Source organism: Bacillota bacterium (assembly GCA_040757085.1).
Classification (GTDB): domain Bacteria; phylum Bacillota; class Sulfobacillia; order JACIYH01; family JACIYH01; genus JACIYH01.
Genome location: JBFLXJ010000001.1, coordinates 1 through 25,874 on the forward strand (window position 1 = coordinate 1; position 25,874 = coordinate 25,874).

The 25,874-nt window shown below is 66.0% G+C and carries 24 protein-coding genes; 17 read left to right on the forward strand and 7 right to left on the reverse strand.

Annotation, left to right across the window (positions count from 1 at the left end; translation table 11 throughout):
• The 6 genes from AB1446_00005 to AB1446_00030 all read right to left on the reverse strand — a co-directional run.
• Nucleotides 1-585: IS200/IS605 family accessory protein TnpB-related protein (locus AB1446_00005; protein ID MEW6545286.1), on the reverse strand; the 585-nt coding region annotated here is incomplete at its 3' end.
• A gap of 555 nt (nt 586-1,140) precedes the next feature.
• Entirely contained in the window at nt 1,141-1,572 is a 432-nt protein-coding gene (locus AB1446_00010) for a prepilin-type N-terminal cleavage/methylation domain-containing protein (GenBank protein MEW6545287.1), read from the reverse strand.
• An 89-nt stretch (nt 1,573-1,661) separates the two neighbouring features.
• Complete coding sequence (locus tag AB1446_00015) at nt 1,662-3,554, reverse strand: O-antigen ligase family protein (GenBank protein MEW6545288.1); 1,893 nt, start codon at nt 3,552-3,554, stop codon at nt 1,662-1,664.
• A 48-nt stretch (nt 3,555-3,602) separates the two neighbouring features.
• On the reverse strand, nt 3,603-4,820 hold the full coding sequence (locus AB1446_00020) for a type II secretion system F family protein (protein ID MEW6545289.1): 1,218 nt from the start codon (nt 4,818-4,820) through the stop codon (nt 3,603-3,605).
• On the reverse strand, nt 4,789-5,856 hold the full coding sequence (locus tag AB1446_00025; protein MEW6545290.1) for a type IV pilus twitching motility protein PilT: 1,068 nt from the start codon (nt 5,854-5,856) through the stop codon (nt 4,789-4,791). Before AB1446_00025 ends, AB1446_00020 begins: the two co-directional genes overlap by 32 nt.
• Nucleotides 5,857-5,871: 15 nt before the next feature.
• Nucleotides 5,872-7,530 (reverse strand): ATPase, T2SS/T4P/T4SS family, encoded by a 1,659-nt coding sequence (locus AB1446_00030; protein ID MEW6545291.1) that lies wholly within the window; start codon nt 7,528-7,530, stop codon nt 5,872-5,874.
• Nucleotides 7,531-7,960: 430 nt separating this feature from the next.
• Here AB1446_00030 and AB1446_00035 point away from each other — a divergent pair, with 430 nt between their 5' ends.
• The 13 genes from AB1446_00035 to AB1446_00095 all read left to right on the forward strand — a co-directional run bounded on the left by AB1446_00035 (nt 7,961) and on the right by AB1446_00095 (nt 20,977).
• Nucleotides 7,961-10,621, forward strand: a complete 2,661-nt coding sequence (locus tag AB1446_00035; GenBank protein MEW6545292.1) for a valine--tRNA ligase — start codon at nt 7,961-7,963, stop codon at nt 10,619-10,621.
• A 125-nt stretch (nt 10,622-10,746) separates the two neighbouring features.
• A complete protein-coding gene (locus tag AB1446_00040) occupies nt 10,747-12,060 on the forward strand; it encodes a folylpolyglutamate synthase/dihydrofolate synthase family protein (GenBank protein ID MEW6545293.1) in 1,314 nt (437 codons plus the stop codon).
• Nucleotides 12,061-12,181: 121 nt separating this feature from the next.
• Nucleotides 12,182-12,439 carry a DUF4321 domain-containing protein gene (locus tag AB1446_00045; GenBank protein ID MEW6545294.1) on the forward strand — a complete coding sequence of 86 codons (258 nt, stop codon included), beginning with the start codon at nt 12,182-12,184 and terminating at the stop codon, nt 12,437-12,439.
• Nucleotides 12,440-12,565: 126 nt separating this feature from the next.
• A complete protein-coding gene (gene radC, locus AB1446_00050) occupies nt 12,566-13,270 on the forward strand; it encodes a DNA repair protein RadC (GenBank protein ID MEW6545295.1) in 705 nt (234 codons plus the stop codon).
• A 2-nt stretch (nt 13,271-13,272) separates the two neighbouring features.
• Nucleotides 13,273-14,307 carry a rod shape-determining protein gene (locus AB1446_00055; GenBank protein ID MEW6545296.1) on the forward strand — a complete coding sequence of 345 codons (1,035 nt, stop codon included), beginning with the start codon at nt 13,273-13,275 and terminating at the stop codon, nt 14,305-14,307.
• A 19-nt stretch (nt 14,308-14,326) separates the two neighbouring features.
• Nucleotides 14,327-15,223: a rod shape-determining protein MreC gene (gene mreC, locus AB1446_00060; GenBank protein ID MEW6545297.1), complete on the forward strand. Its 897-nt coding sequence runs from the start codon at nt 14,327-14,329 to the stop codon at nt 15,221-15,223.
• On the forward strand, nt 15,220-15,723 hold the full coding sequence (mreD, locus tag AB1446_00065) for a rod shape-determining protein MreD (GenBank protein MEW6545298.1): 504 nt from the start codon (nt 15,220-15,222) through the stop codon (nt 15,721-15,723). Before mreC ends, mreD begins: the two co-directional genes overlap by 4 nt.
• Nucleotides 15,716-17,584 (forward strand): penicillin-binding protein 2, encoded by a 1,869-nt coding sequence (gene mrdA / locus AB1446_00070; protein ID MEW6545299.1) that lies wholly within the window; start codon nt 15,716-15,718, stop codon nt 17,582-17,584. Before mreD ends, mrdA begins: the two co-directional genes overlap by 8 nt.
• 70 nt (nt 17,585-17,654) lie before the next feature.
• A complete protein-coding gene (locus AB1446_00075) occupies nt 17,655-18,359 on the forward strand; it encodes a septum site-determining protein MinC (protein MEW6545300.1) in 705 nt (234 codons plus the stop codon).
• Between the two features lie 34 nt (nt 18,360-18,393).
• Complete coding sequence (minD, locus tag AB1446_00080) at nt 18,394-19,194, forward strand: septum site-determining protein MinD (GenBank protein ID MEW6545301.1); 801 nt, start codon at nt 18,394-18,396, stop codon at nt 19,192-19,194.
• Between the two features lie 19 nt (nt 19,195-19,213).
• Entirely contained in the window at nt 19,214-19,486 is a 273-nt protein-coding gene (gene minE, locus AB1446_00085) for a cell division topological specificity factor MinE (protein MEW6545302.1), read from the forward strand.
• Nucleotides 19,483-20,628: a rod shape-determining protein RodA gene (gene rodA, locus AB1446_00090; GenBank protein MEW6545303.1), complete on the forward strand. Its 1,146-nt coding sequence runs from the start codon at nt 19,483-19,485 to the stop codon at nt 20,626-20,628. The genes minE and rodA overlap by 4 nt, the downstream gene beginning before the upstream one ends.
• Before the next feature lie 52 nt (nt 20,629-20,680).
• Nucleotides 20,681-20,977 carry a YfhL family 4Fe-4S dicluster ferredoxin gene (locus AB1446_00095; GenBank protein ID MEW6545304.1) on the forward strand — a complete coding sequence of 99 codons (297 nt, stop codon included), beginning with the start codon at nt 20,681-20,683 and terminating at the stop codon, nt 20,975-20,977.
• Here the strand turns inward: AB1446_00095 and AB1446_00100 are convergent.
• On the reverse strand, nt 20,974-21,381 hold the full coding sequence (locus tag AB1446_00100) for a GerW family sporulation protein (protein MEW6545305.1): 408 nt from the start codon (nt 21,379-21,381) through the stop codon (nt 20,974-20,976). The genes AB1446_00095 and AB1446_00100 overlap by 4 nt on opposite strands.
• A gap of 115 nt (nt 21,382-21,496) precedes the next feature.
• On the opposite strand from AB1446_00100, the gene AB1446_00105 reads away from it, so the two are divergent.
• The 4 genes from AB1446_00105 to AB1446_00120 all read left to right on the forward strand — a co-directional run bounded on the left by AB1446_00105 (nt 21,497) and on the right by AB1446_00120 (nt 25,873).
• Nucleotides 21,497-22,234 carry a M23 family metallopeptidase gene (locus AB1446_00105; GenBank protein MEW6545306.1) on the forward strand — a complete coding sequence of 246 codons (738 nt, stop codon included), beginning with the start codon at nt 21,497-21,499 and terminating at the stop codon, nt 22,232-22,234.
• 12 nt (nt 22,235-22,246) lie between these two features.
• Nucleotides 22,247-23,113 (forward strand): site-2 protease family protein, encoded by an 867-nt coding sequence (locus AB1446_00110; GenBank protein MEW6545307.1) that lies wholly within the window; start codon nt 22,247-22,249, stop codon nt 23,111-23,113.
• A 133-nt stretch (nt 23,114-23,246) separates the two neighbouring features.
• On the forward strand, nt 23,247-25,112 hold the full coding sequence (locus tag AB1446_00115) for a TIGR03960 family B12-binding radical SAM protein (GenBank protein ID MEW6545308.1): 1,866 nt from the start codon (nt 23,247-23,249) through the stop codon (nt 25,110-25,112).
• A complete protein-coding gene (locus AB1446_00120; protein MEW6545309.1) occupies nt 25,109-25,873 on the forward strand; it encodes a TIGR03936 family radical SAM-associated protein in 765 nt (254 codons plus the stop codon). The genes AB1446_00115 and AB1446_00120 overlap by 4 nt, the downstream gene beginning before the upstream one ends.
• Nucleotide 25,874 lies beyond the last annotated feature (1 nt).

Consider the following 25,874-nt stretch of genomic DNA (forward strand, 5'->3'; position numbering starts at 1 on the left):
CCGCCTCTCGTCCCCCGAGCCCAGGCACAGGAACTGGGAGGAGCGGGCACGGCGCCAGTCCTTGAGCCATTCATCGTGCGTCCGGTAGCCGTTTTCCTCCAGGTGGAACTGCCGGCGGAAGAGCCTGTTTGAGCCAAAGCACATGCGGGGCACCACACGGTTGAGGTCCTGTTCCACCAGCGCCAGCCTGGACTCCAGTTGGGCCAGCCGGCGCCTCTTGTGGTGGATCTCGAACCTCAGCCCCCACCTGGACCCCGGGCCTTCGGCCTGCTCCAGTCGCTCCTTGAGGCCGGCCAGGGATTCCTCCAGTGAACGGATCTGATCTTTCAGCCTGCGCGCGTGCCTCTTCCTGGCTTCGTGGGCGGCCTTCACCTTGCCCCCCAGTACCGAGGCCACGGCGTTGAACATGCGGGCGGTGATGCCAAACGCGGGAAGGTAACGGCGCTTGCAGTCGGGCAGGGGTTCACCCCGGACGTAATGGTCACGGAAGAGGGTCCGCTCGACGCAGCCAAAGAGGGCGGCAAAGGCCTCCAGCAGGGGATACAAAGACCTGTCTTTGATTCTGGTCTCAAAGGTTACCTTCACGCCACCACACCTGCCAGTTACCCCGGACAAACCCTGCGCCGGGCCCATCTCCGCACATCGGTTCGTATGCATTATACCTGGGGGATGACCCCGTGCCAGCACCTGTTCGTCGCTTGGTTGTCGCCTGATCTCTTGCAACTATTGCTGGGAACCTGCCGAGATTGTTGAGTGTCTTGCTCGCTGCGAGCAACCCCTCAGTGGTCGCCGTACCAGTCGGGACACAGGAGACCAGTGTGCGAGAGTGCAAGCAACACAGTGGCCCGGCAACTCCCGGCTCCGCCAGATACGATGCCTGGGCCCGGACCACCTCGGCCACTGTTCGTTTGCCATCACTGCTCGCCCATACGAGCAGCGACAGGCGCGGCACACCAAATCCGGCAGCAATAAACGCTGCCGGTACGAGGGCACACTCACGCCCGCTGATTCTGGCTGCTTGCGCGCCCAATTCAGCGTTGGGACACCGTGCAACCCCGCACTCGGCAGCATCTGTTTGCTGAACTTCCCTGGGCCGTGCACCCGAGGCGGCAGCGGAGCTACGGGTTACTCACGTCGCCCCTATTCAATCTCGATGATGTCACCCTCGTAGATGTATATGTCGATCGTCCCCCTATCCTTGCCGTATATCCAGAGTTTGAAGTCGTTGCCAACCCTGGTGTAGCTGCCGAACGAGAAAGTAGCTCGCGCCTCCTGCTGCGGGAGGGCAATATAGTCGTCAAGCACATCGCGGAGATTCGCATAGCTTTGGATAGCACTTTCCGCCGGGTAGTCCCCTTGCTTTGAGGCAAATAGTACCATGGCGGTCTGGATGTTCTTGGCGTCGGTCTTGGCTGCCTTCTTCTTGGCGTTGTCGACGTAACCGCCCACCATGGGCACGGCTATGGCGACGAGGACGCCGAGGATCGTGATGACGACGACCAGCTCGATGAGGGTAAAGCCCCGCCGATCCCTCCGCAGATACCTCATTTTTGATCCGCTCCCTTCGCTCATGGGGCGTCCCGCCCCTGTAATCGATGCAGCATGATTCGCCATTTCAGGTAAAAATCCCTCCAGGTTGTTACTGATTCCCGATAACACGCTTACGGGCGCTGCCCGGCGGGAGGCACCGTCAAAGAGACGAGGATGCGGGCGGCCTCGCGGAACACGCTCTCCAGTGTTTCGGGCGAGGCGGCGACGGTGCTCTGGAACTGCGTTCGGTGGGACAGTAAGAAGGCCAGCTCCTCCACTGCCCGCCGTTTCTGCCCGGCGGCCTCGTAAGCCAGAGCCAGGTGCAGGCGGATTTGCGGTTCCCACCTGTACAGAGCCACGGCCTGCTCAAGATGCACCAGTGCTGCAGGTGTGTTACCTGCGTGAAGGTACAGACACCCTACCAGATCCCGCAGGTAAGGATCGTAGGGGTTGTCGTGCGCACCTCTGATGGCCGTGTCCAGAGCCCGGGCGAGCCAGTAAGAGTGATCCTGTGCATCATCCTCGTGGTCGCTCATCTGGCGCAGGATGTGGGCCAGCAGCATGGCGGTGCGGGGATGTCCGGGCAGAACCCACTGTGCTATCTCCGCCCGCTGCCGGGCAAGGACGAGGTTTCCCTCCTCCAGAGCATCCTGGGCTCGCTGACGGGCTACCAGGGCGCCATATGGCCTGACCCCCAGGAGCACGGCCACGAGAAGCGCCAGGGGCAGTGCCACCGGAAGTGCCCGTCGTAAGTATGCTCCCGGCCGGGCTGGAATGGGGATGCGGTATGCTGCTGCCTCGGGTGCGCCGGCGCGCACCATGATCCCCAGGAGGGTGAACAGCAGCAGCACGACCGCCGGAAACTGCAGGTCGAGGTCCACGGCGCTGTGCACCAGGATGGCGGTGACACCTGCGGCAGCCGAAGCCGTGTCGGAAGCCACGGCAGCGCGACGGCGGAAGCCCAGGCGGTACATACCCCGGACCGTGCCCGCCACTGCGACCAGCACCGCCCCACCCCCCAGCAAACCCAGCTCGGCCAGGAACTGCAGATAATCATTATGCAGCCGGTTGGCAAACAATTCCGGAGTGAGCTGAAAGGCGGTGGCCACCTGGTGGTAGGATCCGGCCCCCAGGCCGATCCAGGGACTCGTCAGGAACGCCCGGAGGCCGGAGCACCAGAATTCGAGCCGTCCCGTCCAGGAGGGGCTCCCGACCGTCGTTACCACCCGTTCGCCGGCCGTCCATAATCCCCAGGCGTGAGCCGAGACAGGAAGCCCGCGGCCCGCGGGTTGCAGGAAAAGGAGAGTGACGAAGATGGCAGTGCCGCCGATGGCCGCAGCAGCCAGGCTGCGAGCGGCATGGCGGCGGTGGGGCGCCAGCCAGAGGAAAACGCCGGCTGCGATGGGGGCGGTGAGCAGGGCACCGCGGGACCCGGTGTACAGAAAGGAAGCGACCAGCGCCGCGGCCGCAACCAGGGCAAGGACGTTCCGTTTCGCCTGATAGGTGCTGGCCAGCCCCAGGGGCACGAAGGTCAGGGCGAGGAGGTAGGCGGCGTAACTGTTGGGATAGGTGAACGGGCCGCTCATCCTGACGGCGGGAAACGATGCGGAGGCACACCAGTACTGGTAGAGTGTGTACAGGGCAAGGGTACCGCCCAGCAGGGTAAGGGCCCAGGTCAAACGGCCAGCTGACCTCTGGTCAAGGAGGCGCGAGACGCAAAGGTACAGTGTAAAGGCAGCACCCCAGAAGAGGGCCTGTTCGTAGGAATCCGACGGAGCCACCGACCAGGAGATGCTCAGGGCCATGACCAGGGGGAGTCCTGCCCAGGCATCGGGCCAGTGCAGGAGTGCTGTGCGAATCTGGCAGGGGTTGGCTGCATTGGCCATGACATGGGGGCGAACCAGGAGGTAGGCGGCGAATGTGAGCAGGAGGTAGATCAGGGTGCGGGGGCCCGTGTACCAGGACCCCAGCGGCCAGGGGGAAAACAGGATCGCTGCCGCCACCAACCAGGCTGCCACGTTCATGTTGCCGCCTCCTCGCTTGCCCGCCGGCGATCCGTGCTCGAGCCGCCTTCAGCCCACGTAGCGGAGAACCGAGAACATGGGCAGGAAGATAGAGATCATGATACCGCCCACCACCAGGCCCAGCAGGACGATCACCACCGGTTCCACCAGGGCCGTTAGACGCTGGGACAATCGTTCTGCTTCCGTCTCGAACGTTTCTGCGACCCGTACGAACATGCGGTCCAGGGCCCCGCTCTCTTCGCCCACGGCCACCATCTGGGTCACCATGGGCGGCACGAACGGTCCGGGCACGAGTCCGCCGGAAAGGCCGCGTCCCTGCTGCACGCTGGTTTCCGTGCGTTCCAGGACGTCCCGGAGCACGAGGTTGGCGGCGGCGCGGCGGGCCACGGCCAGAGCAACCGGTAAGGGCACGCCTGCTTCCAGCATGGCGGCCAGGGTGCGAGCGGTACGCGACCAGGCCTGATCCACCAGTAGCTCCCCCACCAGGGGCAGTTTGAGGAGAAGCCGTTCGTAGGTTTCTGTGACTGCACCGCGCCCCCGCAGGACGTGCCAGAGCCCCACGGCGGCCACAATCAGTGCCACGACCCCGTACCAAAAACGGCGCAAGAAAAAGCTGACGGATGCCAGGATGCGCGTGGGGAGCGGTAGCGGGGCCCCCAGGGTTTCGAACAGAGAAAGGAACCTGGGCACCACGAAGAACATGAGGAAAAACACGGCCGCGCAGGCCACCACGAGCACGATGACAGGGTACGTGAGGGAAGCCTTCACCTTGGCCACCGCTGCCTCCTCGCGCTGAAAGTGATCGGCCAGGCGGTTGAGCACGTCTTCCAGGTTGCCGCCCACCTCCCCTGCCGCCACCATGTTGGACAGGACCTCGGGAAACACGGGGCCCTGGGCGTGCAGGGCTGCGCTGAAGGTGTCCCCTGCTTCCAGCCGGGATATCACCCGGCCCAGCACCGTGCCCAGGCGGGAGCCGCGGTACTGGTGCTGGAGTACGCCCAGGGAGGTGATGAGGGAGATGCCGGCCGCCAGCATGGTGGCGAGCTGGCGGCAGAACCTTGCCAGCTCTGCCCTGCCCAGGGGCCGGCCGGGGAGCCTCAGTTCTCGCCGAACTACGGTGCCCAGGTCCCGGTCGATCTCCAGGTGCGTAACCACCAGAGCCCGGGATCTCAACTGGGCCAGTGCCGCCTGCCGGTCCGGTGCCTCCAGCCGCCCCCGGACGACCCGTCCTTCCTTATCTCGCGCCCGGAAACTCCACGAGGGCACGCCCGATCCCCCCGCCCGGCGCCGCTATTCGCCGGGTGTATTCGGCCTCAGAAATGATCCCCGCTTGCCAAAGGCGGGCCAGAGACTGGCGCATGGTCATCATCCCCATGGAGCCCCCGGTTTCCAGCACCGTCGCGAGCTGGTGGATCTTTCCCTCCCGGATCAGGTTGGCTGCGGCCGCGGTGCACACCAGCAGTTCGAAGGCGGCGACCCGCCCCGACCCGTCCGCCCGCGGGATCAGCTGCTGAGCGGCTACGCCCAGGAGGCACCCGGCCAGCTGGACGCGCACCTGATTCTGCTGTGCTGCCGGGAAAGCGTCCACGATACGGGCCACTGTTTGGGCGGCATCGATGGTGTGCAGGGTCGCCATGACCAGGTGGCCCGTCTCGGCTGCGGTGATGGCGGTGGCCATGGTGTCCAGGTCGCGCATCTCCCCGATCATGATCACGTCCGGGTCCTGCCGCAGGGCGGCCCGGAGGCCGTCGGCGAAACTGCGCGTGTCGCCACCGACCTCCCGCTGGTGCACCACACTGCGCCGATGGCGGTGCAGATACTCGATAGGGTCTTCCAGAGTGATGATGTGGCGTTCTGAGTTCCGGTTGATGGTATCGATGAGAGCCGCCAGAGTGGTGGACTTGCCGCTGCCCGCGGGCCCGGTGACCAAGAGGAAGCCCTTGGGAGAAAATGCCATCCGGACCAGGGCAGGAGGGAGCCCCAATTCCTCGGGGGACGGCACTTCCGTGGGAATGAGCCTCACCGCGAACGCCACCGTGCCCCGCTGCATGAACACGTTGACCCGGAACCTGCCCAGTCCGGGAACGCCATATGAGAAGTCGAGTTCGCCCCGGCTCTCGAATTGAGCCCGCTGCTCGGGGGTGGTGACTTCGTCGACGAACCCCCTCACCTGTTCGGGGCTCAGGTCCGGTAGTGAAGTGCGCTCGAGCCTGCCGTCCACCCGCAACACGGGAGGAAGACCCGCACCCAGGTGCAGGTCCGAAGCCCCGCGGGCGACAGCATGACGCAGCAGATCGTTCATCGTCACGGGTAGAGTTCACTCTCCTCCGAATGCTACCCGCCTGGCCTCTTCCAGGGAAATGAGGCCCAGCAACGCCTTCTGAACCGCGTCCTGCTCCAGCGTGCGCATGCCGTGCTCTACCGCGTACTGGTGAATGGCCGCCGCCGGTTGCCGGGCGAGAACCAGATCGCGTACCCCCTGGTCCACGGTCAACAGTTCGAAGATCCCCACCCGGCCCAGGAAACCGCGCCCCTCGCAGCGGGGGCACCCTTCTGCCCGCCTCACCTCAAGGGGCCCGGCGGGCAATCCCAGCGAGAGTCTCTCGGGGGCGTCTTCGGGTAGCAGGTAGCTTGCGGCACAGTGGGGACACAGGCGTCTGGCCAGCCGCTGGGCCAGCACCGCCCGCAGGGAAGACGCGACCAGGAACGGCTCCAGGCCCATGTCCAGCAGCCGGCTCACGCTCTGGGCTGCCCGGCCCGTGTGAAGGGTGCTCAGCACCAGGTGCCCGGTGAGGGCGGCCCGCACGGCTATCTCCGCAGTGTCGGGATCCCGGATCTCACCGACCATGATGATGTCGGGATCCTGGCGTAAGATGGCGCGCAGCGCCGTCGCGAAGGTCAGCCCTGCCTTTTCGTTGATCTGCACCTGGTTAACGCCCGGGATGTGATACTCCACGGGGTCCTCCACGGTGACCAGGTTGAGGGCGGGGTCGTTCAGCCAGTTCAGGGAAGCGTGCAGGGTGGTGGTTTTGCCCGAACCTGTGGGCCCGGTGACGAGCACCATGCCGCGTACCTGCTGCAGGGTTTCCCGGTAGGCGTCCTGCACGTCGGGCAGGAAGCCCAGGTCTTCCAGCCGGGTGATGGCCTGCGCCCGGTCCAGGACCCTGATAGTCACCTTTTCACCGTAGACGGTGGGTAGGGTGGAGACACGCAGGTCCACAGACCGCCCCTCGTGTTCCACCCGGAAACCACCGTCCTGGGGCAGGCGCCGGACGGAGATGTCCATGCCGGCCATGAGCTTGATGCGCGAAATCGCGGGGGCCTGGGCACCCCGGGGTACTTCGAGGACCTCACGCAGGAGCCCGTCGATCCGGAACCTCACCCGAGCCCCATTCTCGTGCGGTTCGATATGCACGTCCGACGCCCGGGCAGAAACGGCCTGTTCGATGATGCTGCTGACCAGCTTCACCACGGGTGCCTGTTCTACCAGTTCGCGCAGCCGGAAGACTTCGATCTCCTGGGGCCCGGCTGCCTGCAGGGTCTCTTCCAGGGCCTCCAGCTGGTACGCGCGTCGGAGCGCTTCCTCGAGCGCCCGGGCGGGTACGACGACAGGCTGTACCGCCAGGCCGGTGAGCAGCCTGACGTCTTCCTGGGCCAGCAGATCCAGGGGGTTAGCCATGGCCAGTTCCAGGACATTGCCCCGCCGGGCCAGGGGGATCACCCGGTGCCGCCTGGCCACCTGCTCGGGGATCAGTTTGACCGCCTCCCGCTCGTACGCCACGGTAGGGGAAAAGCGCAGGCCCAGCTGCTCGGCCAGGGCCCTGGCCAGGTCTTCTTCGGTGATGAACCCCATCCGCATCAGGGTTTCGCCCAGCTTGGCCCCGGACCGCCGTGCCTCTTCCAGCGCCTGCTGAAGCTGGGCGCTATGTATGCGTCCTGATTGGACCAGGATTTCCCCCAGGCGCTTGGGTGGCATGCCGACCGCCTCCTGCAACACAGGCGAGCTACCACCGTCTCCGGCAATAGAGGTGGCACCGTGTCCGCCTCTCGACAGCCTTCGACTTCTCGTTCGCTGAAATCCTGCCGAATCCTGCTCAACGCGGTGCTTGCCTGGGGCGGGGGGGAAAAGATATAATGACGCAAAGGCGATGAAGGGGAGGAGTAGGGCCGTGTCCCGCCCCAGAGAGGGGGATCCCTGGTTGCGAGGTCCCCTGACGGGAAGGTCCGAACGTCGCCCCCCAAGCAGTCCGGCCGAGCCGCGGGGGACATCAGCCCTGGCCGGTGTCCCCGGTGCCGTAGGTCGGACCGGGTTCTCCCGTTAACGAGAAGAGAGGGCTGCCCTGGCAGCAGCAAGGTGGTACCGCGGGCCTCTTCCGTCCTTGCACGGGAGAGGCCTTTCCCATGATATGTGCAGAGTGACGAGGAGGGGGAGACCCGTGCAGGCGAGATTGCCTCCCGTGTATGACCCGAAGGCGGTGGAGGAACAGCGTTACCGGTTCTGGATGGAGGGGCGTTACTTTGCGGCCCGGGTGAACCGGGCGCGGGAGCCCTTCTGCATCGTCATCCCGCCTCCCAATGTGACCGGTTCGCTCCACATAGGGCATGCGCTGGACAACACCATGCAGGACATCCTGATCCGGTGGCGGAGGATGCAGGGGTACGAAACTCTGTGGCTGCCCGGCACCGACCATGCGGGCATCGCCACCCAGCACGTGGTGGAAAAGAGGCTGGCCAGGGAGGGCCTGAGCCGGCACGACCTGGGTCGGGAGAAGTTTCTGGAGCGGGTCTGGGAGTGGAAAAACGAGTATGAGTCCACCATCATTTCCCAGTTGCGCCGCCTGGGGGCGTCCTGCGACTGGTCCCGCACCCGCTTCACCATGGACGAGGGTTGCTCGCGGGCGGTGCGGGAAGTGTTCGTGCGGCTGTGGGAGAAGGGGGTAATTTACCGGGGCGAGTACATCGTGAACTGGTGCCCGGAGTGCCGCACGGCCCTCTCCGACCTGGAGGTGGAACGGGAGGAAGCGACCGGCCGGCTGTGGTACGTCCGCTACCCCTACGCCGATGGGTCCGGGTACCTCACGGTGGCCACCACCCGCCCGGAGACCATCCTGGGAGACGTGGCGGTGGCGGTGCACCCCGACGATGGGCGCTACCGGGACATCGTGGGGAGGACGGTCGTGGTACCCATGGTGGACCGGCCCGTCCCCGTCATTGCCGACCGGGCGGTGGATCCTGACTTTGGCACCGGGGCGGTTAAGATCACCCCGGCGCACGACCCCGACGACTTTGAGGTGGCCGCCCGCCACGGGTTGGCAGCCATCGCCGTCATTGACGCCGACGGCAATATGACGGCAGAGGCCGGGCGGTACGCGAAGATGACCAGGGAGCAATGCCGGCGGGCGATCCTGGATGACCTGCGGGCGGCCGGGCTCATCGAAAGAGAGGAAGAGCACACCCTGGCCCTGGGCCACTGCTACCGCTGTGACACGGTGGTGGAGCCGCTGCTTTCCCGGCAGTGGTTCGTGCGCATGAAGCCCCTGGCGGAACCGGCCATCGAGGCGGTCAAACAGGGTGACATCGTCATCGTCCCCGAACGCTTCACCCGGGTATACCTGAACTGGCTGGAGAACATCCGGGACTGGTGCATATCCCGCCAGATCTGGTGGGGCCATCGCATTCCCGCCTGGCACTGCCTCCGGTGTGGCCAAATCACCGTGTCGCGCACCGATCCTGCGGCCTGCGCCCACTGCGGCAGCGACCGCCTGGAGCAGGACGAGAGCGTGCTGGACACCTGGTTTTCTTCCGCCCTGTGGCCGTTTTCCACCCTGGGATGGCCCGATCGCACCCCGGAACTTGAGTACTTCTATCCCACTTCGGTGCTGGTGACGGGGTACGACATCCTCTTCTTCTGGGTGGCCCGCATGATATTCATGGGCCTGGAGTTCATGGGCAAGAAGCCCTTTCACTTCGTCCTCCTGCACGGGCTGGTGCGCGACGCCGAAGGCGAGAAGATGTCCAAATCACGCGGCACCGGCATCGATCCCATGGACGCCATCGAGAAGTACGGGGCAGACAGCCTGCGCTTTTCCCTGATCATGGGCAACACGCCCGGGAACGACTTCCGGTTTTACTGGGAGAAAGTGGAGGGTGCCCGTAACTTCTGTAACAAGCTGTGGAACGCCGCCCGCTTCGTACTCATGAACCTGGACGACTTCGACCCGGAGGCCCGGGCTCCCCTGGCTCTGGCGGATCGCTGGATCCTGAGCCGTTACGCGCGCGTGCGCGACGAGGTCACCGGGTTGCTGGAGCAATTCCAACTGGGAGAGGCGGCCCGGGTGCTGTACGACTTTATCTGGGACGAGTACTGCGACTGGTATATAGAGATGAGCAAGGGTCGCCTGGCCCAGCCCGGTCCGGGCAGGGCGGCTGCCCAGCGCACCCTGTGGCTGGTGCTGGAGGGCATCCTGCGCCTCTTGCACCCATTCATCCCCTTCATCACCGAAGAGATCTGGCAGCGGCTTCCCCACGAGGGTCCCGCCCTGGTGGTGGCGCCCTGGCCGGGGAGCAGGCCCGATCTGGTGGACCAGGCGGCTGAGGAACAGGTGACCCTGTGGATGGAGGTGACGCGGGCGATCCGCAACCTGAGGGCCGAGGTGGGCGTGGGGCCGGGACAGCCGGCCGCGGCTCTGGCGCACGCAGATCCCGAGACGGTGCGGGTCCTGGCCGCGGGGCGCGACATCATTTCCCGCCTGTCCTGGAGCGCGCCCTTTGAGGTAATGCGGGCCGACGAAGGACGACCCGCGCGCGCCGTGGCGTCCGTGGTGCGGGGGGTGGAAGTGTTCGTCCCCCTGGAAGGCGTGGTGGACGTGGCGCGCGAGGTGGAACGCACCCGCGCCCAGATCCGGCAGGCCGAAGCCGAACTGGAGCGGGTGGAAGCCCGGCTCTGCAATCCCCAATTCCTCGAGAGAGCGCCACAGGAAGTGGTGGACGAAATGCGGGCCCGCCAGCAGGAAGCGCTGGAGAAGGTGCGGAAACTCAGGGAGCGACTGCAGCTGCTGGAGGGCTAACCCCGGTGCGGGTCGGCCTGGCGAGCTCTGCAAGGGGAGGCTGCGCACGCACGGGCGCTGCGGGACCTGCGAGGGGCGAGAACAAGCAGCGGGGGTGCGGGCAGGGCAGGGAGAGGAGCCGGGGAATGGATTACGAAGAAGCGCTTGAGTACATCCACGGTCTGGGCCGCTTTGGTTCCCGGCTGGGGCTGGAGCGCATCAGCAGGCTTTTGGAGCTGGCTGGCCACCCGCAGGCCGATTTGCGGGTGATACACGTGGCTGGCACCAACGGCAAAGGGTCGGTAACCGCCATGGCCGCTTCCGTGCTGGGAGCCGCAGGGCACCGGGTAGGGATGTACATTTCGCCTTACCTGGAGGATTTCCGGGAGCGCATACAGGTGGACGGCCAGTGTATCCCGGAGCGCGAAGTGGCCGCCTGGGTGGAACGCCTGCGCCCCCTGGTAGAGAGGGTAGTGGACGGCGGCCTTGACCACCCCACCGAGTTCGAGTTCATCACCCTGCTGGCCATGTGTTACTTTGCTGCCCGGCGGGTGGACTACGTGGTGCTGGAAGTGGGACTGGGCGGGCGGTTTGATGCCACCAACGTGGTGGCGGAGCCGCTGGCCTGCGTCATATCCAACATCGCCCTTGACCACACCGATCGGCTCGGTCAGACCATAGCCGAGATTGCCTTCGAGAAGGCCGGCATCATCAAGCCCGGCCGCCCGGTGGTGACCGGTGCCCGTGATCCCGAGGCCCTGGAGGTCATCGCGCGGGTGGCCCGCGACAAGGGGGCACCCCTTTTCGTGGCCGGGCAGGATTTCACGTGGCAGGAGAGGTATTGTGACTGGCGGGGCCAGAAAGTCGATCTCCGTTGCCCGGGCCGCGATTTCCGCGACCTTTACATCCCCCTGGTGGGTCGCCACCAGCAGTCCAACACCGCCTGTGCGGTCACGGCCCTGGAGGTGGGTGTACCCGGTCTGCCCGAAAAGGCGGTGCGGGAGGGGGTGGCGGGTTGCCGGTGGCCAGGCAGGCTGGAGGTGCTGGGGGAACATCCCCTGGTGGTAATAGACGCCGCCCACAATCCCGACGGCGCAGCTGCCCTGCGGCAGGCTCTGGAACTGTTTCCCCGGCGGCGGCTGGTGATGGTGCTCGGCATCCTCAAAGACAAGAATGCCGAGGCCATGGTGCAGCTCCTGGCTCCCGGTGTCGACCTGCTCGTGGCCACCTCGCCGGCCGGACCGCGGGCCGGGAATCCGGAACGCATCGCCGATCTGGCCCGTCCCCTTTGTGGAAAGGTGGCGGTGGAACCCGACCTGGCTTTGGCGCTGGAACTGGCACTGGCAGCTGCTTCCCCCGATGACATGGTGCTGGTGGCGGGGTCCATCTACCTGGTAGGGCCGGCCCGGGCCCTGTTGCGGGCCCGTCTGGCTTCGAGCGCCAGTCCGACGTGCGCATAAAGCGCCAGCGGTGGCCAATAATACCAGATGATGCCATATCAGTCTGCGAAAGGAATCCCGTCGGGCGTGGCGAAATCTGTAGGCGTGTGTCCGTTCCTGGTGAGGGAAGGGGGGAAATCCCATGCGGCGCCGGACGAGGGAGGGGGTGTCCCTGGTGGTCCTTCTCCTGGCGGGTCTCGTCCTGGGCACCCTGGTGGGGGAGATCTTGGGGGCTCGATTTCCCGCTCTGGCCGTGCTATCCCAGAGTAGGGGAATTGCCCTCGGACCCTGCTCCTTTGACCTGCGGGTGATATCTTTCACCGTAGGCCTGGGCTTGCAGGTCAACCTCCTGGGAGCGGCAGGGGCACTGGTGGGGATCATCCTCTGGTGGCGCAGGTAGTCCTGGGCAAGGGGGAGGAATCGCGCAGGGGTGGTGAGGTAGCCCTGTGCGATGGAAGCGCGGGTGGCCTGCGCAAGGCGGCTCCCCATCCCGGTCGTCTAAGAGAGAGGGAAGGAGCGCCCTACCCTGGAAAACCGGTACACCATGAGGGACCTCCCACCGGACGACCGCCCGCGGGAGAAGCTCATGCGGCACGGTGCGGAGGTGTTGTCCACGTCCGAACTGCTGGCGGTGGTACTGGGAAGCGGAAGCGAGGGGCAGTCGGCCCTGAGTCTGGCCCGTAGCCTTCTGGAGGAAGCCGGGGGCACCCTGTCCGGTCTGGCTACCCTGTCCGTCCAGGATCTGATGCGGTGGCACGGTATGGGACCTGCCAAGGTGGCCCGGGTGCGGGCCACGGTGGAGCTGGCACGGCGGCTGTGGGCGGAGGAGGCGGGCTCACGCCCCGTGGTGCACAATGCCGAGGACCTGGCTGCCCTGGTGGTGCCCAGGCTGCGTTACCTCGACCGGGAACACCTGCTGGTGGTCATGCTGGACGCCTCCAACCGTGTGGTAGGGGTGGAGACGGTGTCTGTGGGTGATCTCACCTCCTCTATTGCCCACCCGCGGGAAGTGTTCAAGCCCTGCATCCGGCGCAACGCGGCTGCGGTTGCCCTGGCCCACAATCATCCTTCCGGTGACCCCCGGCCCAGCGAGGACGACGTGCAGGTAACCCAACGTATGATCGCGGCCGGGAAGTTGCTGGGGATAGAAGTGCTGGACCACGTCATCCTGTCTGACCACGGATACATCAGCCTGCGTCAAGCGGGGTTCGGGTGGGAGAAAGGGGAATAGCAGTGTTTTCGACGATCTACAAGTGGTTGTCGCACGACCTGGGCATCGACCTGGGCACCGCCAACAGCCTGGTGCACGTACGGGGAAGGGGGATCGTCCTGCAGGAACCATCCGTGGTGGCCATGGAGCGGGACGGCAGGGCGGTCCTGGCCGTGGGGGAAGAAGCCAAGCGCATGATCGGTCGCACACCCGGCAACATCGTGGCCGTGCGTCCCATGAAGGACGGGGTGATCGCCGACTTCGACGTTACCATGACCATGCTGCGCTACTTCATCCACAAGGCCCTGCCCAACCGCGGGCTGGTGCGTCCCCGCGTGGTGGTGGCTGTGCCCAGCGGGGTTACCGAAGTGGAGCGCAGGGCTGTGGTGGATGCCACCTTGCAGGCGGGAGCCCGGGAGGCCTATCTGATCGAGGAGCCCATGGCTGCGGCCATCGGGGCGGGGCTTCCGGTGGAGGAGCCCACCGGCAACATGGTGGTGGATGTGGGGGGCGGTACCACCGAGGTGGCCATCATTTCCCTGGGGGGAATCGTTACCTGCCGTTCCATCCGGGTGGCCGGGGATGAGATGGACGAGGCCATCGTGTCGTACATCAAGCGCACGTACAACCTGCTCATCGGGGAAAGGACAGCCGAGGAGATAAAGATCCAGATCGGCTCAGCGTTCCCCGGGTACGATGATCAGGACATGGAAGTGAGGGGGCGGGATCTGGTCACCGGCCTGCCTCGCACCCTGCGCGTCACGGCGGAGGAAATCAGGCGGGCTCTGAGCGAGCCGGTGGGGGCCATTCTGGAGGCCATCCGTACCACCTTGGAGCGTACTCCTCCCGAACTGGCCTCGGATATCATGGATCGGGGGATATTCCTCACCGGCGGAGGCTCTCTCCTGAGGGGCTTGGATCGCCTGGTGGCGGAGGAAACGGGTATGCCCGTGCACCTGGCGGAGGAGCCCTTGTTGTGTGTGGCCCGGGGGACCGGGAAGGCGCTGGAGGAGATCCACACCCTGCGCAAAGTGCTCCTTAGCCCTCGCAGAGGGTGATCGGCAGGGAGGAGACGCCATGCGGATCGCCGGGGCCAGGATCGCGGCCGCCCTCGGGGTGGGCTTGCTGGTAGTTTTCCTGGCCGGCCTCACCGCCGCCGAGAGAGAGCGGGTCACTGCGTTTGAGCAGGCGGTGCGGGAAGGCCTGCGTCCCGCCCTGCTTGTGGTGGCCCGGGCGTCGGACACGCTGAAGGGGACGGTTACCACTCTGGTCTCTTTGCCCGAGATCAGGGAGCGGCAAAAGGAACTCGAGCGGGAGGCGGCCCGAGCCCGCGACCTGGAGCGACGGCTGGCGGTGCTGGAAGAAGAGAACCGCCGGCTGCGGGCACTGCTTGGTTTCCGGCCCCCGGTGCCGGGGCAGGTGGTGGGGGCACGGGTTGTGGGGCGAAATGCCGACAACTGGCTCAGCCGGGTGGTGATCGACCAGGGGACCGGAGCGGGCATATGCAGGGACGCCGCAGTGCTGACAGAAGAGGGGCTGGTGGGTAGGGTGTCTTCCCCGGGACCGTACCAGTCTGTGGTCACCCTCCTTTCCGACCCAGGTAGCGCGGTGGCCGCCATGGTGGCCAGCACCCATGACGCCGGGGTGTGTTACGGGCAGGTGGGCACCGACCTTTTGCGCATGCGCTTTTTCTCCCGGGACGCCCGCGTGGCCCCCGGCGACCAGGTGGTGACATCGGGGCTGGGTGGGGTGTTTCCTCCCCACCTGATGGTGGGCACGGTGGTGGAAACCTTCCGCGGCGACTACGGCCTGGTGCAGTATGCCACGGTCAGGCCCGCCGCCGACCTCAATCGTCTCGGGGAGGTGCTGGTCCTGGTACCCACCCCCGCCGGCACGCCGGTACCGGGTGGCGCTTCCGTCCCCGGGGGTGCTCCCCCTCCCGGCGCCGCTTATGGGGCGGGGGGACCTCGATGACGAGGGTGCTCGCTGCAGTGGGCATGGTCGCCCTGGTGGCTGTTTTCCAGTTGGGTGCGGCGCCGCGCCTGGCCGTTCTGGGGGTGAAACCCGACTTCCTCCTCCTTGCCGTGATCGGGTTTGCCCTCTGCCGGGGGACGGTGGCCGGTTGCCTGCTGGGCGCTGGCGCGGGGCTGGTCGAGGACATCGTGGCGGGGCAGTACCTGGGGGTGCGGGCTCTATCCTTCGCGCTGGTCGGTCTTGGCACCGCTCGGGCCCGTGCCCGCATCTTCGGCGATCAACCCCTGGTGCCAGTGGTGGCGGCCGTGGGGGGCACGGTACTGGCCGAGTTAGCGAGCTGGGCCATGTGGCGGATTCTGGGACTGCCCCTCCCCCTGGGGACGGGCCTGGTGCGGGTGGTGCTGCCGGCCAGCCTGTATAACGGTCTGATCGCTCCCCTGATCCCGGGATGGTGGGTGAGGCGCGAGCAACGGGGGCACGAGGTGAGGGCCGGTGCCTGAGGGATGGGACAGGCGCATACACCGGCTGGTGTTCGTGGTCATGGGGGTATTCCTGGTCCTGGCTCTATCCCTTGCCTATCTGCAACTGGGTCCTGCCTCCGAGACGTATCGCCGTCTGGCCGACCGCAACCGCATCCGCATCCTGGACATTCCCGCCCCCCGGGGTGAGATATTCGATCGCAACGGCTGCGCCCTGGCCACCAACCGTCCGGCTTTCGGGCTTTCCCTCGTGTTCCTGGGGTGGGACGAGGTGCGCCAGAGTGCCGCCAGGCTGGGGGAACTCCTGGGCCTGGACCCAGCGCGGGTGCAAGAGCGCGTCAGGGCGCAGGGGTACCGGCTGTACCAGCCCGTCCGCATCCTGGACGACCTTACTCCCGAGCAGCAGTCGGTGGTGGAGGAACACAGCTCCGAATTGCCCGGGGTGGTGATCGAAGTGCGTCCCCGGCGGTACTATCCCCTGGGTACCACCGCTGCCCACGTGCTCGGGTACCTGCGTGAGGTCGGCCCGGAGGAACTGAGTCAGAAGGGGTATAAACTGGGGGACATGATAGGACGGTCGGGACTGGAGGCTGCCCTCGAAGAGTCCCTGCGGGGGCAGGACGGGGGAAGGCAGGTGGAGGTCAACCACCGGGGGTTCCCGGTGCGGGACATTCCCCCGGTTACCCACCCCGTGCCCGGCAAGGACGTCTACCTCACCATCGACCTGGAGCTGCAGCAGGCGGCGGAAAATGCCCTGGCCCGGACCATAGGGCGGCTGCAGGAGAAGTATCCGGGGGCGCGGGCGGGGGCGGTGGTAGCCCTCGATGTGCACACCGGCGAGGTGCTCGCCCTGGTGAGTTACCCCGCCTTTGACCCCAACGTGTTCACCCGGCCCGTGGCGGCGGACGAGTGGGCCCAGCTCACCTCTCCCGACCGTCCCCTGTGGAACCGCGCCATCGGAGGTGTGTACGCTCCCGGGTCCACCTTCAAGATGGTCACCGCCATCGCCGCCCTGATGGAAGGGAAGGTCACGCCCGAAGAAAAGGTGGTGTGCCGGGGCTTTCACCCGGTGAGCGCGAGTTGGTCGCGACCCAAACGGTGCTGGGTGCGGGCGGGGCACGGCCCGGTAGACCTGCACCAGGCCATCGCCAAATCCTGTGACGTCTACTTCTACGAGATGGCCCGGAGGGTGGGAGTGGATGGCATTGCCAAATGGGCGACTGCCTTTGGCTTGGGGCAGAAAACGCACATTGGGTTGGCGGGCGAGGCGGCCGGGGTGGTGGCCAGCACGGCATACAAGGAGTGGGCATATCACGCCCGCACGAGTGACGGCAGTCGCCTCTTCCCCTGGATCGACACGCCACGCTGGCAGTATCCGGCCGAGGACATGGACGCGGCCATCGGCCAGGGATTCCATAGCTTCACCCCCCTGCAGATGGCGGTGTACACGAGTATGCTGGCCAACGGCGGGGTGAGGTACCGTCCCCAGCTGGTGCGGGAGGCGAGGGATGCGGCCGGGAACACGCAAGAGTTCGCGCCCCAGGAGGAGGGGAGGGTGGAACTGCCCGGCCCGGTTTGGGACGCGGTGCGCGCGGGGATGCGGGCGGTTACCCTGCCCGGGGGCACGGCGGGAGGAGTGTTTGCCGGGTTCCCCGTGGCCGTGGCGGGCAAGACGGGGACAGCGGAAAACCCTCATGGTGACGACCACGCCTGGTTCGTCTGTTACGCGCCTTACCAGGAGCCCAGGATTGCGCTGGCGGTGCTGATCGAGCAGGGCGGCCACGGGACGGCGGCAGCGGCGGTGGCACGCGACGTCCTGACCCAGTTCTTCCACGTGGAAGCCACCATCCTCCCCGGCAGCACTATCACCACCGGTGAGTGATCGGCAGGAATTGGCGGGCTTGCGCAGAATTGGTAGCAAGTGGTGGTTTGCTACCGGAGGTTGGCTGCCGATGGAGGAAGGTCCGGCGTTGCTCAACGTGGGTCGCTGCCTGGTGATGCGGGTCCCGTCGGAGGCAGGGTGGCAGCGTATGATGACTATCCTCAACGAACTGAAAGAGGGCCGGGGCGAGGAAGTCATCCTCGATACGGGACCCCAGGTCCTGGGCGCCCGGCAGCTGGTGGAACTGGAGCGCATCCTGAGCGCGCGGGGGTACCGGCTGGTGCGGGTGGTGCACGGACCGGCCCAGGCGGGAGGGCGTGCCTCTGAGAGCCGCTGCCCCGCCGCAGGGGGCGGACAGGGGCCAGCCCTGAGCGCGAGGGACCAAGGGGCCGTGGCAGCGGGTGGGGCGGAGAGTGCTCCCCGCGGGCGAGGGCGGGTGCGAGAACCGGGGGAGCGCACGCTGGTGAGGAGAGGGCCCCTGCGCTCCGGGCAGGTCATCCACTACCGGGGCAATGTGGTCATCCTGGGGGATGTGAATCCCGGGGCCCAGGTGGTGGCGACCGGGGACGTGATCGTCCTGGGGGCCCTGCGGGGGGTGGCTCACGCGGGAGCGGACGGTTCCCGGGGGGCGGTGGTAGCGGCCCTGCGGCTGTGTCCCACTCAGCTGCGCATCGCTGACCTCATCCGGCGTGCTCCCGAGGGCGACCGCGAGCGGGAACACAGGCCCGAGCTTGCCCGGGTACGGGAGTCGGAAATCGTGGTGGAATCCCTGTAGTACCCAGGAGTCGCCGATCTGCGGGGGGATGGGGATGGGCGAGATATGGGTGATCACGTCGGGTAAGGGCGGGGTGGGCAAGACCACGGCCACCGCCAACCTGGGAGCCGGTCTGGCCCTCCTGGGCAAGCGGGTGGCCATGGTCGATGCGGACATCGGTCTGCGCAACCTGGATGTGGTGATGGGCCTGGAGAACCGGATCGTTTACGACCTGGTGGACGTGGCGGAGGGGTATTGCCGCCTCAAGCAGGCCCTGGTTAAGGACAAACGAGTCGAGGGGCTTTACCTGCTGCCTGCGGCCCAGACCAAGGACAAGACGGCAGTCAGCCCGGAGCAAATGCGCAGTCTGTGCCAGGAACTGGCCCGTGAGTTCGATTTCGTGCTGGTCGATTCCCCGGCGGGCATAGAGCAGGGATTCCGCAACGCTGTCGTGGCAGCAGAGAAGGCTCTCATCGTCACCACCCCCGAGGTGGCGGCCGTGCGCGACGCCGACCGGGTGATCGGGCTCCTGGAGGCGGCGGAGATGGCCCCTCCCCTGTTGCTCATCAACCGGGTGCGGGGAGACATGGTGCGCAGGGGCGACATGATGAACATCAACGACATGATCGAAGTGCTGGCCATCGAAGTGCTGGGGGCCATCCCGGAGGACGAGCAGATCATAGTATCAACCAACCGGGGGGAGCCTGCTGTCCTCATGCCGCATTCTCGGGCCGGACAGGCCTTCCGCCTGGTTTGCCGGCGGCTGCTGGGCGAGGATGTCTCCCTGCCCAACGTCTGGGAACCGGACGGGTGGCTGCTCAAGCTGCGGCGACTGATCGGGGCAGGAAACCGTTGAGGGGAAGGGGGGAGCGGGCGTGTTCAACTGGAGGGGGCGTGGCCAGCCGACGATTTCCCCCAGCAGGGAGGTAGCCAAAGAACGCCTGCGCCTGATCCTGGTGCACGACCGGGCGGGCTGCTCTCCCGAACTATTGCAGGCCCTCAAGGAGGAGATGGTGATGGCCATTTCCAGGTACCTGGAGGTTGAGAGGGAGGGAATCGAGATCCGGCTTGTATCGGGCGAGAAGCAGGCAATGCTCGCAGCCAATATCCCTATCAGAGCGGTACGGCGAGCTGGTGTGTCCGTATGACCCTTACGGTTTCTCGGCCCCGGGCGTGGTTGCGCAATCTCGACCTGGGACTTGTGGGCGCGACGGCGGGCCTGGTGGTGTTCTCTCTGGCCGCCATCGCCAGTGCTTCGTACAGCATGAACCCCGACGACCGGTTATTCTTCGTGCGCAGGCAGGCTCTCTGGCTGCTGGTGGCTGTGGCGGTGGCCGTGCTGACAAGGTTGGTCGATTACCGGGTCATCGTGGCCTGGGCTGCACCCCTGTACCTGGTGAATCTGGCCCTCCTGGCTGCGGTGCTGGTAGTGGGGCGGGAGGCTCAGGGGGCCCAGCGCTGGATTCCCCTGGGACCATTTGACCTTCAGCCTTCCGAGCTGGCCAAGCTCCTCACCATCGTGACCCTGGCGGCTCACCTTGGCCGCCGGGAAGTCCCGCTGCGAGGCCTGCGGGAGGCCCTGCCCTACGTGGCGCATGTGCTCGTGCCCCTGCTGCTTATCGTCGTGCAGCCCGACCTGGGAACTTCCCTGGTGCTGGGAGCAGTGCTGCTGGGCATGCTCTACGCTGCCGGAGTTCCCGGGGGCCGGCTGGTGGCGATGGTGGGGGCGGGGCTGTCTGTGGCCGCCCTGGCCATATGGGCTCATCTGACCTGGGGTTTTCCCCTTCCCCTGCGCGACTATCAGTTGAACCGCCTGCTGGTTTTCCTGCAGCCCGGTCGCGATCCCCTGGGGGCGGGTTACCACCTTCTGCAGTCGAAAATAGCCATCGGCTCCGGAGACTTTTGGGGCAAGCGGCTGTTCTACGGTACCCAGAACCAGCTCAACTTCCTCCCCAACCGGCATACGGACTTCATTTTTTCGGTCATCGGCGAGGAACTGGGGTTTGCAGGAGGAATCGCTGTTCTGGGGTTGTATTGTTATCTTGTGTACCGCGTGTTGCGGGTGGCTCGGCTGGCCGGTGACGTCCACGGGGGTCTATTGTGTGTGGGGGTAGCTTCCATGCTGGCCTTCCACGTGCTGGTGAACGTGGGGATGACGATGGGGATCATGCCGATTACAGGTATTCCCCTGCCCTTCATCAGCTACGGAGGCAGCAGCCTGGTCACCAGCATGATGGGCATCGGATTGGTCCTCAACGTCTACGGCCGCAGGCAGAGGATTCGTTTCTAGGCTGTGGACGTGGGTAATATGGCGCCGCAAGGGGCGAGAAGGAGGAGAGACGATGGCTCTGAAGATCACGGCGGACTGCGTGAGCTGTGGGGCGTGTGAGCCGGTGTGCCCGAACTCGGCCATCAGCCCGGGGGACGATGTGTACGTCATCGACCCGGACAAGTGCACGGAATGCTACGGTTGGCACGCCGAACAACAGTGTGCCTCGGTATGTCCTACCGACGCCTGCCTGGAGGATCCCGACCACAAGGAAAGCAAGGACGAATTGCTGGCTAAGTTCCAGCGCCTGAATCCCGGCAAGGAGCCGGAGAACGCGGACAATTGGCAGCCCCTGGGGCGGTCGGCCTAGGAGTCCTGGGAGGGCGCGGACGGAGACCCGGCCACCGGCCGGGTCTCTTCGATTTCGTCCCACCCGGCCTGTTCCTGTATGCCGCTGCGGGTCTCGTGCGAGCAGTCAGAACGGGCATCGATGAGTTCGAGTAGCCGGGGAACGAGGTCAAGCAGCCGCTCCACCGGGCCCGAGGCGGCGACAGGCAGGACCGTACACTGTCCCGGCTGGATGACGATCACGGCGCACGGGGTGGAACGGAGGCTGAGCACCAGGTTCGCGCCTCTGCTTCCTGCCAGGCAACTCACCGTCGCCGCGCATATGATAGTGGTCTCCCCCACCTGCAAGGGCGGGGAGAAGGTTGCCTCCGGGGCGTGCTCCCGCGCCAGTTCGGCCAGCATGTTGCTGATTGCCTCGGGTTCCACCCCATCCCCCCCACCATATTTTCCCTCGCCAGGACCAGATTAGGCGGCCGGCATCCCAGGTACATAGTACCAGCAGGCTGCCAATATACATGGGACAGGGAGGGAGGTGCCCCTCATGTTGCGGGCCTGGCGGCGGCGGTGGAGGAGATTGCGGCAGAGATGGAATCCACCCCAGGAATGGTTTTCTCCCCGCGAGGTGCAGCGGGCTCCCCTGGCCGGATGGGTGAGGCAGGCGGCCATATCCCTGGCCCTGTTCTCCCTGCTGATAGCTCTGTACCAGTTGCCCGCGGACAATTCTCACCACCTGCGGCGGGCCATATCCTACGTGGCAGAAGCCGACTACGACCCCGTGGCCTGGTACCAATCGGGGCAAGCGCGTGAGGTAATGGCCCGCTACTTCAGCCTGGAAGCGTGGAGAAACATCCTTGGTGGCAAGAAAACGCAGCCCGCAGAGGAACTTCCACTCCTGTGGCCCACGCGGGGCCAGGTCACTTCCGGCTTCGGGTGGCGGAAGGACCCCGCCACAGGAAAAGAGGAGTTCCACGAAGGCCTGGATATCGCGGCCCCTGCCGGTACGCCGGTGCTGGCAGCCGGGGCCGGTACGGTGAAGGCGGTGCGTTCCAGCCCCGCTTACGGGAAGGTGGTGGAAATCGAGCACGGAGGCGGCATGACCACCGTATACGCCCACCTGGCCGAGGTGGTGGTGAAGGAAAAACAGAAGGTGACCGCGGGTGAACAGGTGGCCAGCGTGGGTCAGACGGGAAATGCTCGTGCTCCCCACCTCCACTTTGAGGTTCGTCTGGACGGAAAACCGGTGGATCCCCTCACCTATCTGCCCGGCACCTCGCCCTAGGGGGCCGTTTCCTTGCGTTTTCAGCTGCGGGGGGTGGTGGTGGAAGTACACCCCCTCTTTCTCATCACCCTCATATTGTTCTGGACAGGCCGGGGCGGGGTGGAGGTGGGGATTTTCCTCTTCAGCCTGGCGATCCATGAGTTGGGGCACCTGGCCGTACTCACCGGTCAGGGCCTGGGAGTCGCCCGTGTGGAACTCTTGCCGTTCGGGAGCGTGATTACTCCCCTGGCACCCACCCTCGAACCGGGGGAGGAATTCATGGTGGCGGCGGCCGGACCCCTGCACAGCCTGGTGCTGGTGGCTACGGGCTGGCTGGCTGCTCCCCGCGTGCCCAACCCTGACCTGGCCTCCTGGTTCCTGGAACTCAATGCCACTCTCGGCGTATTCAACCTCTTACCTCTGCTGCCCCTGGACGGGGGACGCATGTTACGCGCCCGCTGGGCCCTCTCCCTGGGGTGGCGGCGTGCTACCTGGCGACTGATCCGCCTGGGCAGGTGGGGGAGCGGGGTGCTCACCGCAGTGGCGGTCGTCGCCCTCCTGCAGGGGCGGATGCTGGTCCCCCTGCTGGTACTGGCCTGGGTGCTGTTACTGGCGGCGGGGCAGGAGGAGGAGTGGGGCATGTATCGTTTCCTGCGGCACGTGGAGGAAAAGCACCGCCGGCTGCGCTGGCGGGGGTTCATGCCCTCCGCGGGTCTTGTGGCCACCCCCCAGACCAGGCTGCTGGAAACGGTACGCCAGTTTTTGCCCCACCGCTACCATGTGGTGCTGGTGGTCGACCGGGGAGAGCCCCTGGGCTTGCTCACCGAAGAGCAGGTCTGGGAGGGCCTCAGGGCCTCCCCTTCCGCCACCCTGGCAGACATCCTCAAACGGCAGTCTTGAGGCACAAAACCCTCACCGCAGAGGGTGGGTTGCCGTTAGCCCCATTTTCCAGGCGTCCCTGACGATGCGTCAGCACCGGGCCTTGGGTATAATGTTGCGCGGAACGCAGGAAGCGGGGTGAGAGTCGCGACCCATGATTGAGCCCGGAGAGAAGGCTCGCGTTAGGGAGTGGCTGCTGGAGACCGTGGAGAAGCCTGCCCGTTACCTGGGCACGGAGTGGAACGCCGTCCACAAGGATCATGAAAAGGTCGAAATCCTTTTCGCGCTGGCTTTTCCCGATGCTTACGAGGTGGGGATGTCCCACCTGGGTTCCAAGATCCTGTATCACCTGCTCAACCGGCGGGATGACACGGCGGGGGAGCGGGTCTACGCCCCCTGGGTGGACATGGAGTCCCGGTTGCGAGAGAAGGGCATCCCACTGTTTGCCCTGGAAAGCTGGCGTCCCGTACGGGAATTCGACTTCGTGGGGTTTTCCCTGCAGTACGAACTCAACTACACCAACATCCTGAACATGCTCGACCTGGCCGGCATCCCGCTGCGGTCGGCCGAGCGTGGTGGTGGCGATCCCCTGGTGATCGCGGGCGGTCCGTGCGCTTTCAACGCCGAAGCGCTGGCGGAATTCTTCGATTTCATGGTCCTGGGGGAGGCCGAGGAGGTCCTGGACGACATCCTGGACCTCTACCGGGAGTGGAAGCGGGCCGGGAGGCCAGGGGGCAGGCAGGAGTTCCTGCACCGGGTAGCCGGTATCCCCGGGGTGTATGTGCCCTGCTTCTACGATGTGGGTTACTTCCCGGACGGCAGGGTGCGGTCGATTACGCCGCTGGCCGGAGCCCCTCCCCGGGTGAAGAAGCGGGTGCTACCGTCGCTGGATGCGGTTAGCTATCCCGTGCGCCCGCCGGTTCCCTACCTGGACGTCATCCACGATCGCATCATGGTGGAGGTGTTCCGGGGATGCAGCCGGGGCTGCCGCTTCTGCCACGCCGGTATGGTCTACCGCCCCGTGCGGGAGAGGTCTTCCCAGGCGGTGGTGAGCCTGGCGGAACAACTGGTGCGGGCGACCGGGTACGACCAGATTTCCCTGGCCTCGCTGGCATCTGCCGACTACTCCGCCGTCACCCGGGTGGTGCGGGATTTGAACGAACGCTTCGGCCCCTGCGGAATCGGGGTGTCCCTGCCCTCCCTGCGCATGGACTCCTTTTCCGTGGAACTGGCCCGGGAGGCCGCGCAGGTGCGCCGGGCCGGGCTGACCTTCGCGCCCGAGGCGGGGACGCAGCGGCTGCGCAACGTGATCAACAAGAACCTGACCGATGAGGAAATACTGGGGGCCGTGGACGCGGCCGTGTCGGCGGGGTGGGATAGCCTGAAGCTTTACTTTATGGTAGGATTACCCACGGAGAGCGAGGGGGATTTGGAAGGAATAGCACACCTTGTGGATTCCGTTTCCCGCCGCGGAGGGCAGGGGGGACGGCGCTTGCGGTTGAGCGTGAGCGTGTCACCTTTTGTGCCCAAGGCGCATACTCCTTTCCAGTGGGAGCCCCAGAACAGCATACAGGTGTTGGAAGAAAAGTTCCGCATCCTGCGCCGGCGCCTGCGCATCCCCGGAGTCAACCTCTCCTGGCACGATCCCCGCATGAGTCTCGTGGAAGCCGTCTTCTCCCGGGGGGACAGGCGCCTGGGCCGGGTACTGGAACGGGCGTGGCGGGCCGGCTGCCGGTTCGATTCGTGGACGGAGTTCTGGGACTTTGTGCGCTGGGAGGAGGCCTTTCGGTCTGAAGGGCTGGATCCGGGGTTTTACGCGCACCGGGAGCGGGATTGTGACGAGGTGTTCCCGTGGGATCACCTGGATGCGGGCGTGGATAGGGAATTCCTGTGGGAAGAGAGGGAGAAGGCCTACCGGGGGGAAACTACTCCTGACTGCCGGTGGGATGCCTGTCCCGGTTGTGGGGTCTGCCCAGAACTGGGCGTAGGGATTGCCTTGCAGGGGGAGGCACGGGCGTGACCAGGCAGGTACTCCGCCTGCGGCTGGAAAAGTCCGGGGATGCCCGCTTTATATCCCACCTCGACTTCGTGCGTACCCTGGCCCATGCTTTCGTGCGGGCCGGGATTCCGGTATCCCTGACCCAGGGTTTTCACCCCCACCCACGGTTTTCTCTTGCACTGGCCCTGCCCCTGGGGGCGTCCAGCGAGGCGGAATACGCTGACGTGGAACTCGACCGCACCGTGGACGCCATGGAGGCAGCGCGGCAACTGAACCGGGTCCTGCCTTCCGGCATCAGGGTCAGGCAGGTCCAGGAGATCCCCGTGGGCACGCCGCCTTTGCAGTCCCAGGTGGGGGCCGCCAGGTGGCTGCTTGACCTGGAGCTCGCTCCCCAGCCGCCGGCCCTGCCCCCGGAACCGCAGGGGGTGGAGGAGGCGCTCTCGCGCATCCTGGAACAGCCCCACTTGCCCCTGGTGCGGGAAAAGGAAGGCAAGATCCGCACCCTGGATGCCCGTCCCCTCATTCTGTCGGCCCGGGTGCGAGGCGGCAGCGGGCAGGAGGTAAGGGTGGAAGCGGTGCTGGCAGCAGGGAACCCGTCCTTGCGGGCGGCCGAGTTCGCCCGTTTGCTGGCCGAAGGGGGGGGCTGGGAATTGCGCCGCCTGCGGGTGCACCTCCTGCAGGTCTACGCGCGGAGGGACGGTACCCTGGTTGACCCGGCTCGTTTGGGAGAAGAAGCCTGGCGGAACTTCCACCGCAACCGCAAGCTCAATTTTGAGGAGTGAT